Source organism: Algoriphagus sp. SE2, from assembly GCF_039563885.1.
In the GTDB taxonomy this organism is placed as follows: Bacteria; Bacteroidota; Bacteroidia; order Cytophagales; family Cyclobacteriaceae; genus Algoriphagus.
In genome coordinates this window covers 1-15,349 of the sequence record NZ_JBCLWJ010000020.1, presented here as the reverse complement: position 1 = coordinate 15,349, position 15,349 = coordinate 1, and the positions used below count along the sequence as shown (strand labels likewise).

Annotated in this window: 14 protein-coding genes; 2 read left to right on the top strand and 12 right to left on the bottom strand. The window is 37.7% G+C overall.

Features of this window, described 5'->3' with window-relative positions:
• Nucleotides 1-57 precede the first annotated feature (57 nt).
• The 12 genes from AAGF08_RS18175 to AAGF08_RS18120 all read right to left on the bottom strand — a co-directional run bounded on the left by AAGF08_RS18175 (nt 58) and on the right by AAGF08_RS18120 (nt 13,213).
• Nucleotides 58-474 (bottom strand): hypothetical protein, encoded by a 417-nt coding sequence (locus AAGF08_RS18175; protein ID WP_343512797.1) that lies wholly within the window; start codon nt 472-474, stop codon nt 58-60.
• 33 nt (nt 475-507) lie between these two features.
• Entirely contained in the window at nt 508-942 is a 435-nt protein-coding gene (locus AAGF08_RS18170; protein WP_343512796.1) for a CHY zinc finger protein, read from the bottom strand.
• Nucleotides 943-968: 26 nt separating this feature from the next.
• Nucleotides 969-1,178 (bottom strand): heavy-metal-associated domain-containing protein, encoded by a 210-nt coding sequence (locus tag AAGF08_RS18165; protein WP_343512795.1) that lies wholly within the window; start codon nt 1,176-1,178, stop codon nt 969-971.
• Nucleotides 1,179-1,282: 104 nt separating this feature from the next.
• On the bottom strand, nt 1,283-3,520 hold the full coding sequence (locus AAGF08_RS18160; protein ID WP_343512793.1) for a heavy metal translocating P-type ATPase: 2,238 nt from the start codon (nt 3,518-3,520) through the stop codon (nt 1,283-1,285).
• A gap of 76 nt (nt 3,521-3,596) precedes the next feature.
• Nucleotides 3,597-4,838 (bottom strand): MFS transporter, encoded by a 1,242-nt coding sequence (locus AAGF08_RS18155; RefSeq protein ID WP_343512792.1) that lies wholly within the window; start codon nt 4,836-4,838, stop codon nt 3,597-3,599.
• Nucleotides 4,839-4,885: 47 nt separating this feature from the next.
• Complete coding sequence (locus tag AAGF08_RS18150) at nt 4,886-5,470, bottom strand: Crp/Fnr family transcriptional regulator (RefSeq protein ID WP_343512791.1); 585 nt, start codon at nt 5,468-5,470, stop codon at nt 4,886-4,888.
• Between the two features lie 30 nt (nt 5,471-5,500).
• Nucleotides 5,501-6,073 (bottom strand): helix-turn-helix domain-containing protein, encoded by a 573-nt coding sequence (locus AAGF08_RS18145; RefSeq protein WP_343512790.1) that lies wholly within the window; start codon nt 6,071-6,073, stop codon nt 5,501-5,503.
• A 9-nt stretch (nt 6,074-6,082) separates the two neighbouring features.
• Nucleotides 6,083-8,560 (bottom strand): TonB-dependent receptor, encoded by a 2,478-nt coding sequence (locus tag AAGF08_RS18140; protein WP_343512789.1) that lies wholly within the window; start codon nt 8,558-8,560, stop codon nt 6,083-6,085.
• Nucleotides 8,561-8,771: 211 nt separating this feature from the next.
• Nucleotides 8,772-9,533, bottom strand: a complete 762-nt coding sequence (madM, locus tag AAGF08_RS18135; protein WP_343512788.1) for a malonate transporter subunit MadM — start codon at nt 9,531-9,533, stop codon at nt 8,772-8,774.
• A gap of 1 nt (nt 9,534) precedes the next feature.
• Nucleotides 9,535-9,894 (bottom strand): malonate transporter subunit MadL, encoded by a 360-nt coding sequence (locus AAGF08_RS18130; RefSeq protein WP_343512787.1) that lies wholly within the window; start codon nt 9,892-9,894, stop codon nt 9,535-9,537.
• A 3-nt stretch (nt 9,895-9,897) separates the two neighbouring features.
• Nucleotides 9,898-11,376 carry an acyl-CoA synthetase gene (locus AAGF08_RS18125; protein WP_343512786.1) on the bottom strand — a complete coding sequence of 493 codons (1,479 nt, stop codon included), beginning with the start codon at nt 11,374-11,376 and terminating at the stop codon, nt 9,898-9,900.
• A 205-nt stretch (nt 11,377-11,581) separates the two neighbouring features.
• Nucleotides 11,582-13,213: a M1 family metallopeptidase gene (locus AAGF08_RS18120; RefSeq protein WP_343512838.1), complete on the bottom strand. Its 1,632-nt coding sequence runs from the start codon at nt 13,211-13,213 to the stop codon at nt 11,582-11,584.
• 162 nt (nt 13,214-13,375) lie between these two features.
• Between AAGF08_RS18120 and AAGF08_RS18115 the strand changes: the two genes are divergently transcribed.
• A complete protein-coding gene (locus AAGF08_RS18115; protein WP_343512785.1) occupies nt 13,376-14,287 on the top strand; it encodes a formyltransferase family protein in 912 nt (303 codons plus the stop codon).
• Between the two features lie 469 nt (nt 14,288-14,756).
• Nucleotides 14,757-15,299: a tail fiber protein gene (locus AAGF08_RS18110; protein ID WP_343512784.1), complete on the top strand. Its 543-nt coding sequence runs from the start codon at nt 14,757-14,759 to the stop codon at nt 15,297-15,299.
• Nucleotides 15,300-15,349 lie beyond the last annotated feature (50 nt).

Sequence of the window (15,349 nt, the reverse complement as noted above, 5' to 3'; positions counted from 1 at the left end):
ACCTTGATTTACAAGATTTGGACAGTTTTGAGGCCTTCACCTCAGAGCATCACAGTATTAAATAAGGAAAGTTTGAAACAAAACTTGATGGTCCTGTTTCAAAATGGGAGGGGAGTAATAGGAATATTCAGCAATTGGAGTTTCCTGAATGTTTCCGTTAAAAATAAAAGTATATACAAATGCGACCGCGAAATCCAAATGAAGATTGATCCCAGCTTTTGCAAAGCTGAAGTCCTCATCCATATTCATTACCTCAAATTCATTGTCACAGCAACTGGACTTAAAATGAGTTTGATGGTCTTCTTCAGAATCACAGTCAGGAGTCTTCTGCTCCATCCCGCAATCGATGTGAGACGCTTTAATAGACATTTCACTCAACATCTCCATCCCTCCACAGAAGTGTGTGGATTTAGCCATCCCAATGCTTGCAAAAAGCAGGATGAAGGAAAGCGCTATGGAAATGGTCTTTTTCAATGCTGTAAAAGTACGTTTTTTTTAGGAAATAGGTTATTCTACTTTTTTCTTATCCGTTTCGAAGTACAAATGATAGTGGTTGCTACATCCAGGATTGAACGCTGCTTTACAATTTGGGCAGGAGTTGTTACTGCTTTGATAATCAGTTATTGATAACTCTGTGCCGCAAACTCCGCAAAGAATTGCTTTCGAATCAAATTCAGATTTTGGCCAAACCTGAGGTTCATGATCTGCAGTTTCCTCATGGCAAGAATAGCATGGATAGTACTTATCACAGCATTTAAATTTGATCGCGATGATGTCCAATTCAGAATGCCAATGTTGACATCTGGTTTGGTTGTCTATAGGTTTTCCGTAGACATTGATCCCTTTAATACTTGATTTGACCACTGGCAATGCCAAATTTGTTTGTGCTTTCGCACTGGCAATTAAGGTAAAAAGCAGAAAGAACAATAAGATTTTTCGCATTCCTAAAATTTCTATTCAATTGCAATTTATTCAGGTTTGGCAATAAATCCTGCTTTGATCACCGTTTTAAAGACTTCTTCGGGAGTAATATCCTCAGATTCTACGGTTAAAATGCGATCATCACTCTCCAGGTCCACATTCCAGGATTGGATTTTAGGTTCTGCATTTAACAATGGAGTGACTTTAGCCAGACAATTGCCGCAATTGATATTGGTTTTGAATTTTTGAGTTTTCATAATGGTATTGGAAAATTGTGATTTAAATCAATACTAGTGTTGAAATGTTTGTAAAGTTGATGTGAGCTACTTGGTACTTTGGACATGGTACTTTGTACAAAATGCTAGATTTTCTTTCCTTTTAACCTAAGACTGTTCAAAACTACCGAGACTGAACTGAATGCCATTGCTCCGCCAGCAATCATCGGATCCAACAAGAAGCCGTTAATTGGATAAAGCAACCCTGCTGCAATCGGAATCCCAATCAGATTGTAAATAAATGCCCAAAATAGATTTTGATGAATTCCATGGACAGTCATTTTTGAAAGTTTTAAGGCCTTTGGAATTGCCTCTAAATCGGAAGATATAATGGTCATTTTAGCCACATCCATCGCAATGTCTGAACCATGACCCATCGCGATACTGACATCTGCCTGTGCCAAAGCTTCGGAATCATTTATCCCATCTCCGACCATCGCGACGACTTTTCCCTGGCTTTGAAGGTCCTTGATGAATTCTGATTTGTCAGAAGGTAAAACCTCTGATCTGAAATCAGTCAGTCCAACTTGCTTTGCTACTTCTGCCGCAGTCTGCTCATTATCTCCAGTCAGCATATAGACATCGATCTTTTGGTTTTTTAGTTCCTCAATTGCCTTTTTTGAACTAGGCTTGATCTCATCAGAAATGGATAAAACTGCTAGAAGTTCATTTTTATTGGCAAAGTAAATCACGGTTTTGGCCTCTGATTTCCATTGATTGGCCTTTGTTTCAAACTCTTTTGAAATCGAGATTCCTTCTGATTCCAATAATCTTTGATTTCCGACGAAATAGGCCATTCCTGTTTCATCCTCTGCTTTGGCTCCTTTGCCAGTGATACTTTGGAAATTCTGGATATTACTTTTTTTGAACTGGTTTTCTACCAAATGCTTTGAAACTGCCTCCGCTAATGGATGCTCTGACTTGGATTCAATAGCCAAGAGAATTGGGCTTAAATCTTTTCTTAGTTCTTCAGAAAGCCATTTTTCATTGCTTACACTTGGTTTTCCTGCTGTGATGGTTCCTGTTTTATCTAAGACAATCGCATTAACATTGTGCGCTAATTCCAAGCTTTCGGCATCCTTGATCAGGATATTGTTTTCTGCTCCTTTTCCAACTCCCACCATGATAGCGGTAGGGGTGGCAAGGCCCAAAGCACAAGGACATGCAATCACCAAGACTGTCACGGAAGTCAGTAGAGCATGGGTAAATGCTTCTTCTCCACCAAAAAACATCCACGCTCCGAAGGTTATAATAGAAATAAGAATTACTGTAGGGACAAAGATCCCAGCGATTTTATCCGCCAACTTCTGTACTGGAGCTTTGCTGCCCTGAGCTTCCTGAACTCGTTTGATTATTTGAGAAAGGAGGGTTTCACTACCAACTTTTTCGGCCTTGAAATGAAAGCTTCCTTTTTGATTGACAGTTCCCGCAAAAACAGAATCATTCTCCTTTTTCTCAACAGGGACTGGTTCTCCCGATATCATACTTTCATCGACAAAAGAGCTACCTGAGATCACTTGACCGTCAACAGGAATTTTTTCGCCCGGTCTGACGATGATTTCATAGCCTTTCTGGACTTCTGAAATTGGGATTTCTTTTTCCTCTCCATCGATAATCGCTTTTAAAGATTTTGGCTGGAGCCCCATCAGTTTTTTCAAAGCCGTCGTAGTGTTGGATTTTGCTTTTTCTTCGAGAAGCTTACCAAAACTGATAAAAGTGATAATGACAGTAGACGCTTCAAAATAAACGTGAGGCATGATCCCTCTTTCAGTCCAGAACTCCGGAAACAACGTGTTTAGAACACTGAAAACAAATGCTATTCCGGTACTCAAAGCTACCAGCGTATCCATATTTGCTTTGCCATGCTTGGCTTGCTTCCATGCATTTACAAAGAAGCTTTTACCAAAAAAGAAGAGAACAGGAATAGCTAAAACCATAGAAATCCATTTTCCCGGTTCCCAATCCATAAAAAACATCCCAAAGATAAAAATCGGAAGGGTTAGGATTGCCGCACCGATAGTTCGTTTTTTGACTTGTTCGTAATATTCCTGCTGTGCTTTTTCCCCTGCTTCTTCCGCATTCCCATCAGTGATGACTAAACCATAACCGATTGCTGTTAAGGCTTCATTTAGTCCTTTTGGTTGAATTTGTTTCGTATCATACTCCACCAAAACTGAATTGGAAGCGAAATTTACCGAAGCAGATTTCACACCATCTGTGTAGGATAGGATAGTTTCCACGCTGTTTGCACAGGCCGCACAAGTCATCCCAGTTACTGGATAGGTGTTTTTTACTAATTCAATATCACTTGTTATTGTTGACATGACGTGTTGTAGTCTTATGACTTTACAAATTTCGTAATTATGTCATCAAGATTTGTTATAGAATTTTGAGCATCTTTTATAAGATTTTGCTGGTTGGCAAAGTTTCTTTCATCCTAAATTTTACGAAGATGGAGGAAAGTATTGTAAGTATTCCAATCGAAATTATAGCGACTGGGATTCCCCACTGGTCAGCAAGAATTCCAGATAAAATTGCTCCAAACGCATATCCTAAATCTCTCCATAATCTAAATGTGCCAATACTTTCGGCCCTTTGAACAGGATGGGCATGATCAGCTATTGCAGCCATAAATGTAGGGTAAACCAAAGCCGTTCCTATTCCTAAAAGTACCATCAAAAAAATCTGAAGATGGTAATTCATCAAGTTAGGGATAAGCAAGAGAATGAAACCTTGAAGGAGCATTCCGATAAAAATCATTTTCTTTTTAGAAAACCGATCCGCCATTTTCCCTGTTCCAAGCTGCCCAAAGCCCCAAATTAAAGGATATGTCGCTGTAATGATACCTGTCTGATTCAGACTGAAACCATTCGATAACAACAAGACCGGCAGAAGTCCCCAAACCATTCCATCATTAAGATTATTTATCAATCCAGCTTGGGTAATGCTACTTAAAGTCTTGTTTTTGATTGAGGTTTGAAGGAAAACACCTTCTACTTTTGCTAAAGTTGCTGTTTCAGATTCTTTTTTCACAAAGTGATGAGTGTCTCTGACCAAGAAAATAGAAAGAAGTAATCCAAGAATAGAAACTACAATTCCGATGTAAAATGGAGTAGGGGATATCCCGAATTCATCTGCTAGATATGCGGATAAATACGCACTGATCCCCAAGGATAAATAGCCTGCAAACTCATTCATCCCCATCGCAAAACCTCTGTCTTTTTCACCGACCAAGTCGATTTTCATGATCACTGTACTTCCCCAAGTCAAGCCTTGGCTCACACCCAAGAGTACATTAGCTAGAATTACCTGATTCCAATTGCTTGCGAAAATCAAAAGAAGTGGAACTGGAGTGGCCAATACCCAACCTAAGATCAGTAGCTTTTTTCGACCAAAATTATTTGCAAATTTTCCAGTCAAATAATTAGTGAAGGCTTTTGAGAAACCAAAAGCTGTAATGAAAGATAAAAAAGCAAAATTAGAACTCAGACCGAAAATTTCGGAGGCATACTGGGGGAAAATAGAGCGTTCCATTCCCAGCATCGATCCAACCAAAGCGTTGACAATGACCAAGATGAGGAATTGCTTCCAGTTAGCTTTAAGACCTAAAACAGGATTTGTCAAGAGTTTAGAATTTGACACAAAGGTTGCTATACTTCGTTATTGATCCTTTTACATTTGTTAAATAATCATCGGATGCCCGACCTGATTCTACTGAGGCTTACTTGGGTGATGCCTAGGTAGGAGGCGATATGTTTCAATGGGATTCTTTCCAAAAGTGAAGGGAAACCGCTTAGTAATTGACGGTATCTTTCATCCGCACTATGAAATTGCAAACTTTCAATCCGATTGACATAAGACACGTAGGACATCTCCATCATTTTTCTAAATAGCCTTTCAATTTCTGGGTAGGAATCAAAAAGGATTTCCAATTTGGAAGCTGGAATTCCAATTAGTTCCGTGTCTTCTATCGCTTGAATGCCCTTTTTACTGGGTTTTCCAGTGAACAAACTTTCAGCACGGATAATCATGTCATGCTCGAAAGCAAAATATTCGGTGATATCAATTCCATCTTTCAAATAATAGATTCTTGCGAGTCCCGAACTGACAAAATAATAGGTGCGACAAGTTTGCCCAATTTCTTGAACATGTTTGTTTTTGGGAGTTTGGATTTCGAAAGCAATGGAATTCAACGCTTCGGCCGCCTTTTCAGAAATGGGCTGAATAGCACGGAAATAAGTGATTAGAGAAGGGAAGGCCGGTAGTTTTACCATCTTTAAATGTAATGAAATCGGCGAGGGAATCTACAATTTGTCAAGGCTCTTGCGTAGGACCTTTTTGTCTTTTTTAAACTCGGAAGGTGTCATCCCAGTCTCTTTTTTGAACTGGGTAGAAAGGTAGGAAACACTGGAATAATCCATTTTGAATGCGATTTCGGATAAAGTCAGCTCATTGTAGATGAGTAGCTCTTTGATCTTTTCGATTTTCTGTCTGGTGATAAATTTTTCTATGGTAATCCCTTCTACAGAAGAAAAAAGCCTGGATATATGTGAGTATTCTTGATGTAGTTTATTTGCTAGAAAAGTAGAATAGGTGGTAAGCAATGGTTCGTTTGAATAATGAATTTGATCTATTAAAAGCGATTTGATCTTTGAAATGATTGCTGATTTTTCGCCTTTCAAAAGTTCAAATCCTTGATTTTCCAAGTTGGAAGAAAGTAGCTCTTCTTGCTTCTTATTTAAAGAATTCTGAAGGATAACTTTACCCAATTCCACTGATTGAAAGGAGATGTCCAACTCATTCATTGTCTTTTTTACTGCCTCAATGCAGCGTGGACAAACCATGTTTTTTATTAAGATCTCTTTTGAATCGCTCATTTCAATTGGTTAAAACTCTTTTTCACCAAATTCACTCTTCACGAATTTAGCTTTGTTCTTGGAACGATTGAGCGTATAAGAAAGGTTCAGAATTATCATATCCACTTCCTGTATGTAATTTGTGGTGGTGTAAAACTCACCATCCCGATACGTGGTAATCCGCTGTTCATTCGTATCTAAGATTCCCATATCGGTGTTTTGCCAAATTAAATTGGCAGAAAGCCTGCTGTCCAACCAGGTTTTTTTGATGACAATGCTCGGTGTATAAAACCGGGAATCTTCCCCTTGAGCCGTTACTCTTTCAGATAGGAAATTTAAGGTTCCCTGAATGCTCCAGTTTTTCTGTAATGTGAAAGTGGTATTGATATTTATCGAATGAACCCAACTTTCAGTATTAACAGGGCGATCATCAAAACTGCCTTTTATAGAATAATGGTAGAGATTTAATCCCCCAAATACTTTCCACCAACTGGTAGGAAAAATTTCCAGCCCCATGTCTACCCCAGTGGATTTTCCTGTCCCAACATTGGAATAAATTCTATTCAAAATCGTGTCATTGTAAACGGTATTTACTCTGTTTACCAGATTTTTCACTCTAGAATGATACGCCGTAGCATAAAAGCTGGAAGCATTCCAAGTTTTGATCATACCAACTTCAGCTAGGTTAATAAATTCAGGAAGCAAGTTTGGGTCTCCCTGCTCCAACGTTTCAGAATGCTCTCTCTCAGGAAATGGGTTCATTTTGAAAGTGGTGGTACGCTCTACACGTTGACTGAAATTAGCTTTCAATTGTAGTCCTTCATTTACCTGATATCCTAAATTCCCACTGAAGAATGGGCGAATAAAATCGTATTGGTAAACAGTATCAACAATTCCGGCTTTGTCCTCTAGGTCAAAACTTCGATCCATACTTTCCATGCGGACGCCTATTCCATAACTCAACTTTTCCAATTTCTTATCCAGTTGGATATAAGCCGAATGGATATTTCTTTTCAATTCCACATTGCTGGAAAAGTCCAGAACTAATTCAAATTCACCCGTTTCATTGTTTTTCCTTTCATAAAGGAAGTCACCTTTATGATCGAGTTTTCTGAATTGATACCCTGCTAATAACTGGCCGAAAGAAAAAGGTTGAAATGTATAATCCAGGTTGTATCGGATACCATTCAATGGATTATCGTTTGTGTTGTATTCTTCCTGATACACCTTGTTAAGATCGGGATAGCCCAAATTAAGGTTGGAGGTTGGACCACCTAGCATACTGTATTCATAGAGAAAAGAGGTGCTGATTTTTGATTCGTTTTCGAATACGTGCAAATAGTCTAAGCTTCCCAAAACTACATCACCTCTTCGGCTTTGGTCATTGGCATTGAAATATTGGAAATTATAAAGTTCCTGCCCATTTGCTATGGCGTGATTGTCATAATAGAGAATGTCGGCAGTTCGTAGTTTGTCTCTGACAGCTCCATAGAATCCAAGGCTAAAAGCACTTCTTTCTGATGGATTATATCCAATGGTAAATCTTCCGGAGTAGTTTTTTTCGTCGATGCTTCTTTCTCCTTCAGAAGGAAAAAATGTGGTTGTGTCACCAGACATGGTCATCACATTCCCAACTCTTCTTCCTGCGATGTCATTTCTTTGAAAACTGGCTCCAACGGAAATATCCCATTTGCCTTTAAGGTAGTTCAGGTTAAAATCGGCTCCATATCGTTTCGCTCGTTCTGCATTTCCATAATTTTCGCTTGGAGGCATTCCCAGCTTGGTATTGAACTGCATGTACAAGCCATCAGTAGTTCCAGATTTTGTAATCACGTTGATCATTCCGGCCTTTCCCTCCGAATCGTATTGCGCAGAAGGAGAGGAAATCCAATCTATTTTTTCAATACTGTTGGCAGGCAATTGACTTAGAATCATCATGGGATCAGATTGAACAGGCTTGCCATTGATCATCACCACAAATCCACTTGTGCCTCTGATAGAAATCTGACCATCCACATTGATTGCTACTCCCGGAAGATTTTTAAGAATATCGGCTGCATTTCCTCCTTGAGCTGCCTGAAAGTTTTCAGCAGAATAACTCTGTTTTTCAAGTTGAAAATTGGTTGATATTTTTTGACTTTGAACTTCTACTCCCTGTAAGAGGGTCTGATCAGGTGATAACGTCAATACTCCCAAATTTTTATTTTCTTTTTTACCCAGGGAAAATTTAGGAAGAACCTTGGTAGTGTAGCCGATAAATGTGATTTGTAAAAAGTATTCACTTTCATCCAGTCTGGAAATATTAAAGGCTCCATCTTGATCTGTAATCCCTCCATTAACTAAGGTGCTGTCAGTACTTAGATAGATTGCGACACTTGCAAACTCAAGAGGAACTTGACTCTCAGAATCATGAATGACCCCAAAAATACTGGATTGAGCAAAAAGTAGTTTCGGAATAAAAGTTAATCCAATTAATAAGACCCTTAAGAGTAATTTGGGAATTGCCATAAATCAAAAATAATACATCAGCATATATATTGGCATCCTGCCCTATTTGCAGAAAGTGAAAATTGTCCAATTTTTTTTTTAATTCAACAATGGAAATTCGGCAGCTACACCAAAATGGTGAAAAATGGGTCTCCTTTGACAAATTGTGCAATGAATGCTGAAATGAACCCAGAATCAAATCAAAGTAAGTTGATTTAAAGATTCGAAATAATTAAGCAAGGACTAGTTCTAGGATCAAAAAGAAAAGTGAAGGACAAATCAGGCATCCCAGACCAGTATAAAAAGTAGCTGTGACTGCACCATAGGGGACCAATTTTGGGTCTGTTGCAGCCAAACCTGCTGCCACTCCACTGGAGGTTCCCATAATACCGCCATAAGCCATTGCTGATCCTGCACTTTTAAGACCAATGTTTTTCGCAAATACGGGAGTGAAAATGGTCACAGCGATCGTTTTTACCACTCCTATTGCAATACTTAAAGCAATAATATCAGAATCTGCCCCCAAAGCAGCTCCGGTAACAGGACCCACAATGTAAGTGCATGCACCTGCTCCAATAGTGCACAAACTGATTGGGTCGGTAATTCCCCACATCAATGCAACTGCAACTCCCGAGAAAAAGAAGATTACAATCCCAAATAAAAGCGACGCAAATCCTAATAATCCAGATTTTTTCACCAAAAAATAACTTGCTCCCATAGCTGTCGCTACAATGGCAAAATCTCGAAACATGGATCCACCAAGTGTTCCAATACCTTCAAAAATGGGGATGTCTGCAATTCCCTTTGAACCTCCAGTAAATATTCCTCCCAAATATCCTAGAACTAAGCCAAGGAAAATAGCGATTGCGGAACCTGGAACTTTCCCCTGAAAGAATTTTTTTGAAAGAATTTCAGATCCGAATGCCAAAATTCCAATGCAGAAGAAAGCGACAATCAATCCGTTTTTGTCTACGACTTTTAATAATTCTTCCATACTAAACCTCTTTGAAGAATTTTAAAAGAAGAGGGAAGAAAGCAAAGGCCAATGCTACTGGAATTAAACCAACTAAAACTGCCAATAAGCCACTGGAAACAGCTGATTGAACATCCAAACTGGCAGCCATTGCGATGACGACTGGGATGTACATTTTATTCCAAAAGTTAATTCCCAATATCAATTCAGTATTCCACCAACCTTTCCGCTCAAAAACCTCTTTTAGAACCATCAGAATCAACATTGCGAAACCAACTCCACCTACATTGGAATTGATGCCCAATAGTCTTCCTAAAATTTCGCCAAGCCACTGACCCACGAGGTATGAAAATGAAAGAAGTGCTAAACCGTAAATTATCATGATCTATAAGAATAGCTTTTTCAACTCATTTTTAGTCACTTTTCCCATGGTATTTCTAGGGAGGTCCGGAATGAAAATGTATTTCCTGGGGGTTTTATAGGCAGGCATTCGCTCTCTCATCCAAGTATTCAATTGATCAGTATCAAACTCTTTATCCGCAACTAAAGCTGCTACCACCAATTCTCCCCATTCTTCATTTGGGATTCCCACTACTCCGCAGTCTTTAATTCCTGGATATTTCCTGAGTACCTCTTCGATTTCCAAAGCTGAAATTTTATATCCTCCGGATTTGATAATGTCAATAGAATTTCTTCCAAAGATGCGGTAATAACCATTATCCAAAACGGCAATGTCTCCAGTCTTAAACCATCCATCCAGTGTAAAGCTTTTGGCGGTAGCCTTTGGTTTCCCCCAATACTCTTTAAATACCGATGAACTTTTTATTTGAATCTCTCCAGGTTCTCCAGCCTTAACTTCTGCACCATCGTCATCTACGGTTCGCAACTCCACTCCAGGTAAAGGTTGACCGATATGTCCAGCCCTTCTTTCTCCATGATAGGGATTACTAACGGCCATCCCGATTTCTGTCATTCCATAGCGCTCCAGTAAATAATGGCCTGAAATCTCTTTCCATTTTTCCATGACAGAAACAGGAAGGGCTGCAGAACCAGAAATCATCAATCTGAAATTTGACATGGCTTGATGCAGTTCTTTTTGCTCCTCTTTAGTCAATTTTTCCCATTCCACGATTAATTTGAAATAAATGGTTGGAACGGCCATAAAGACATTCAATTTTCCTTGAAGAAAAATTTTAAAGACTTCCTTGGCACTGAATTGATTTAAGAATTCGACAGTAGCACCTGACCATAAGGCACAACATAAAACGTTGATGATACCATGAACGTGGTGAAGTGGCAATATTTCCAAGATATAATCATTGGAACTCCATTCCCAAGCTTTTACCAAAGTGGAAATTTGGGATTCTATGTTAGAATGCGTTGTCAAAACACCTTTAGGAAGAGAAGTGGTGCCTGAAGTATAAAGTATCATAGCGCCTCTTGATTTCTCAATTTCAGGTAACTCGACTTCTTTGGAATTAGGAATTTGAGCTACCGTTGCAAAAGTTTTAGATGGGTCGCTTTTATAGATTTTAAGAACTTCTTCGTATTCTTCACCAACCAGAATTATGTTTGCACCGGTATCATTGATGACGTATTGAAGAGAGGGCAGAGGATAGGTGATACAAAGTGGAACCGCGATACCACCTGCTCTCCAGATCCCCCATTGCGTCGCAACATAATCAAATCCTGGAGTTACCATAAAAGCAACTGGAGCTTCCGATAAATCGCTTTTGTCTTTTAATAAAAAAGTAGCGATCTCTTTACTTCGATCAAGTAATTCCTGATAGGTGAAGGAATTATCAATTTCAACGATTGCAATTTTATGAGGGTTTGACTTTGCGTTTTCTATGAGCTGAAGCATAGGAAATAGGGTTGATCTTTATTGTTTCAATTTGAAATATAAGCTCAATTAGGTGAATATGAAATTAATAGCTAAAGGCTTTTATCGATTTGAAACTTTAGGAATCAAGATAACCTCCAAAAGAAAAGTCAAGCATCATTTCAGCCTTTTATCTAAATCAAATATCAAATACTTCAACATTTGATACTATTTCAGATAATATTTATTATTTCCCAGTTAGGTTAAGCGTGCCCACATAAAAATTAGGATCTACTATTAATGTTTCCACGCTTTTTTCCAGTTCTAAACTATCCCATCTTGTAGTTGGCTGGAGCCACATTTCTAATCCATTATCTAATTTGATTTTTATAGGCATTGAAAAGGTCTGAACTGAATTTTCCCAACGGAAATTTAATTTATTCCCCTCCAAATAATAGCTTAAAATAGGGATTCTGATATCTCTTAAATATTGGTCAAAGACAGAGGAAAGATTAATGTCAGCAAAGGTGCTGATATAGGTTTCAACTTGCTTGCTAGTCACCGTTTGATGATAAAACTCTTTATTTAAACCTCTTAAGATTTGGCGCCATTTTTCATCATCATTGATTATTTGTCTAACGGTATGTAGCATATTGGCACCTTTGTAATACATATCGCCTGAACCTTCTTGATGAACTCCGTAAGTTCCGATGATGGGAGAGTCATTTGCAATATTTTTGCGTGTTCCAATCACATATTCACTACTTGCTTCTTTACCATAGTAGTAGTCAAGGAACAGGTTTTCTGAATACGCAGTAAAACTTTCATGAATCCACATATCTGCCACATCTTTGTAGGTAATGTTATTGGCAAACCATTCATGACCTGATTCGTGGATGATGATAAAATCAAATTTTAATCCCCAGCCTGTTCCACTAAGATCTCTTCCCAAATAACCATTGGCATAATTGTTACCATAAGTCACCGAACTCTGATGTTCCATTCCTAAATAAGGCGCCTCTACTAATTTATAACTATCTTCATAAAAAGGGTAGGGACCGAACCAGTATTCGAAAGCTTTCATCATTTTTGGAGCATCTTTAAATTGCTTCTCAGCCTTTTCAAGATTTTCGCGGAGGACATAATAATCCATGTCCAAAATACCTTTTTCCCCTTCGAATTTCTCGCCAAAATGGACATAGTCACCTATGTTGATATTGACTCCGTAATTGTTAATCGGGTTTTTTACTTCCCAATGATATGTTTTGGTTTTTGCGGCCTTATTGTGGTCTGTTTTAATTAACCTTCCATTTGAAACATTAATTAAGTTTTCGGGAACTTCCACCGAGATCAAAATTCCTTTATCTGGCTCATCGGCTGCATAGTCTTTATTTGGCCACCAGATACTGGCGCCAATACCTTGGTTTGAATTCGCAATAAAAGGCAATCCATTGCTATCCTGACTCCATGTCAATCCTCCATCCCAAGGAGGTCTTACTGCAATCACGGGAGATCCTTCAAAAAACAACAGCATATGGTAAGATTGACCAATTTCTTGATTGATAGCTGGTGAAATAAAGTAACTGTAACCATCTTTTTCCATAGATAATTCTTCCTCGCCCTGAATAACTTTAATAAGCTTCATGGGTTCTTGCAACTCGATCTGAATTCGTTTGGAATCACCTATTACCTTATAGGTCATTAAATTTGAACCTGAAATGGTTTTGGTTTCTGGATCAACTTTCACCTTAAGATTATAATGTTCTAAATCCCACCAGGCCCGATCAGGAGTATTGCTACCTCTTAAAGTGTCCTGATGAGTGAATTCTTGAGGTGTCCTGAAAATTTGTGCATTGATAGAAAATGAGGTAATCATCATGGCATTAAACACAAAAATTAACTTGGTTAAAGAGAAGTTGAAAAGGTGATTTTTTAACATGTATATAGATTATATTTCAAACCAGTTGAGGAGTCGGACTGATTTTGATTGCTTAATTTATAAAACTACTTTCAATTTGAAATCATAAAATTAAACTGATCAATGCGGATTATCATTTTTACGCAAAGTCTATGGAGCCTGCCATCCTTACAGAAACTAGTCCAAAATAAACAAGTTGAAGGAATTGTTATTCCAAAGAAAGAAGTTCCAGATCGAGAAGTACTTTTAAATATTTCCAATAATCTAAATATGGAAATTTATCATTGGGATGGAAAAGAAGTAGAGGGAATTTTAAATTGGCTTGAAAAAAGAAAAGCAGACAGGGGGCTAAGTTTTGGCTTTTCATATAAAATACCAAGGGAAATTTTTGAGAATTTCCAGTTTGGAGTCTTAAATGTTCACTATGGAAAGCTCCCCAAATATGCAGGGCCTTCCCCACTTTTCTGGACTGTGAAAAACGGAGAAAAGTTTGTGACCATCACTTATCACCAGATAAATGAAAATTGGGATGCTGGAAGGATGGTTTCAGAATTAGATGTTCCAGTTTTTCCAGGCGAGCCTATAGGACTTCTTTCATCTAGGGTTTCGACATTGGCTGCAAATGAAATAATTCATGCATTAGAAAATCTTGAGTTGGATGAGGAGTGGCTTATAGAACCAAACCATCATGCCTTACCAAGACCAAAAGAAAAAGATTTAACAATAGATTGGAAAAAGCAAACAGCAGATGAAATAGAGTTTTTGGTAAATGCTTCAAACCCTCATTATGGAGGTGCGATTACTAATTTTAGGGAGAATCAAATTAGAATATTAGAAGTAAGTCCAGCTGAAGTTAATGTAACAGGAACCTTCACTCCAGGAACTATTGTGTATGCTGATTCTAATTATGGGATTTTTGTCCTTTGCTCAGATAATAAATATTTAAGGATAAATATTTTGCAATTGGAAGGAACAATTATCACTGGTCAGAAGCTTGCGGCATTTGGAATAAAGGCTTATGAAAAAATGAATTGAAATACGTTTATTTACATTTTAATCACTTTATTTTGTCTTTTTTGCAATTTTTTATGATTTATTAATTAATTATTTGAGAATACCATAATTATTAATTGTTTTTTAACTGATGGATTTTTAAATATTTTCTAGAATTTAACCTATATTCAAATCATAATTTTGACAAAAGCATATTTTTCAAAAAGATTTTGGAATAAGAATTTTGAGGTCATTTATTGATTGAATTTCTGAATTTATTTTCTAAAAAATGACATAGTGTTACCCATCATTTTTAGAGAGTTCCTGGTTTAGAATTTCTGTTAAAAACAGAAATTTCTAAATGATATCTTTTTTAAAGAGAAACAAAATTGAATTTTGGAGCAGATGATTTTTAGAAATTAATCTAATCCGCAAAGAGTATTTTATGTGTTTTGCTTTAAACACAATTTATTAGTTTCACTAAATTATTTTACACCTAAAAATTTAAATTATGGAGCCATTTCTTGGACAGATTACAATGTTTGGGGGCACTTTTGCCCCAAGGGGTTGGGCCTTTTGTGAAGGTCAATTAATAGCCATTTCTACAAATACAGCTTTATTCTCTTTGTTGGGAACTACCTATGGAGGTGATGGAAGAACTACTTTTGCATTACCTGATCTTAGGGGTAGATGTGCAATTGGATACGGAAGTGGACCAGGTCTACAAAATCATAATTTGGGAGCTAAAGTTGGTTCAGAATCTGTGGTTTTGAATGAAAGTCAGATTCCTTCTCATACCCACCCTCTTATGGGCAGTAACTCAGAAGCAAATACGAATGACCCTACCAACGGTACAATTGCAAAAGAAAATGTAGTGGTTGAAAGAGGTTCTGCTGCGATCCCAGTCAACGGGTATTCTAATGGAGCAGCCAATGTTAACATGAAAGCAAGTATAGGAAACACAGGTGGTAGTCAAGCTCATACCAATATGCAACCATCTCTTGCGATGAATTATATAATTGCAATTGTAGGAGTTTATCCATCAAGAAGTTAATTAGATGGTAACCACCTTAAAAAAATAAAACTCAATTTAAACTTAACCTT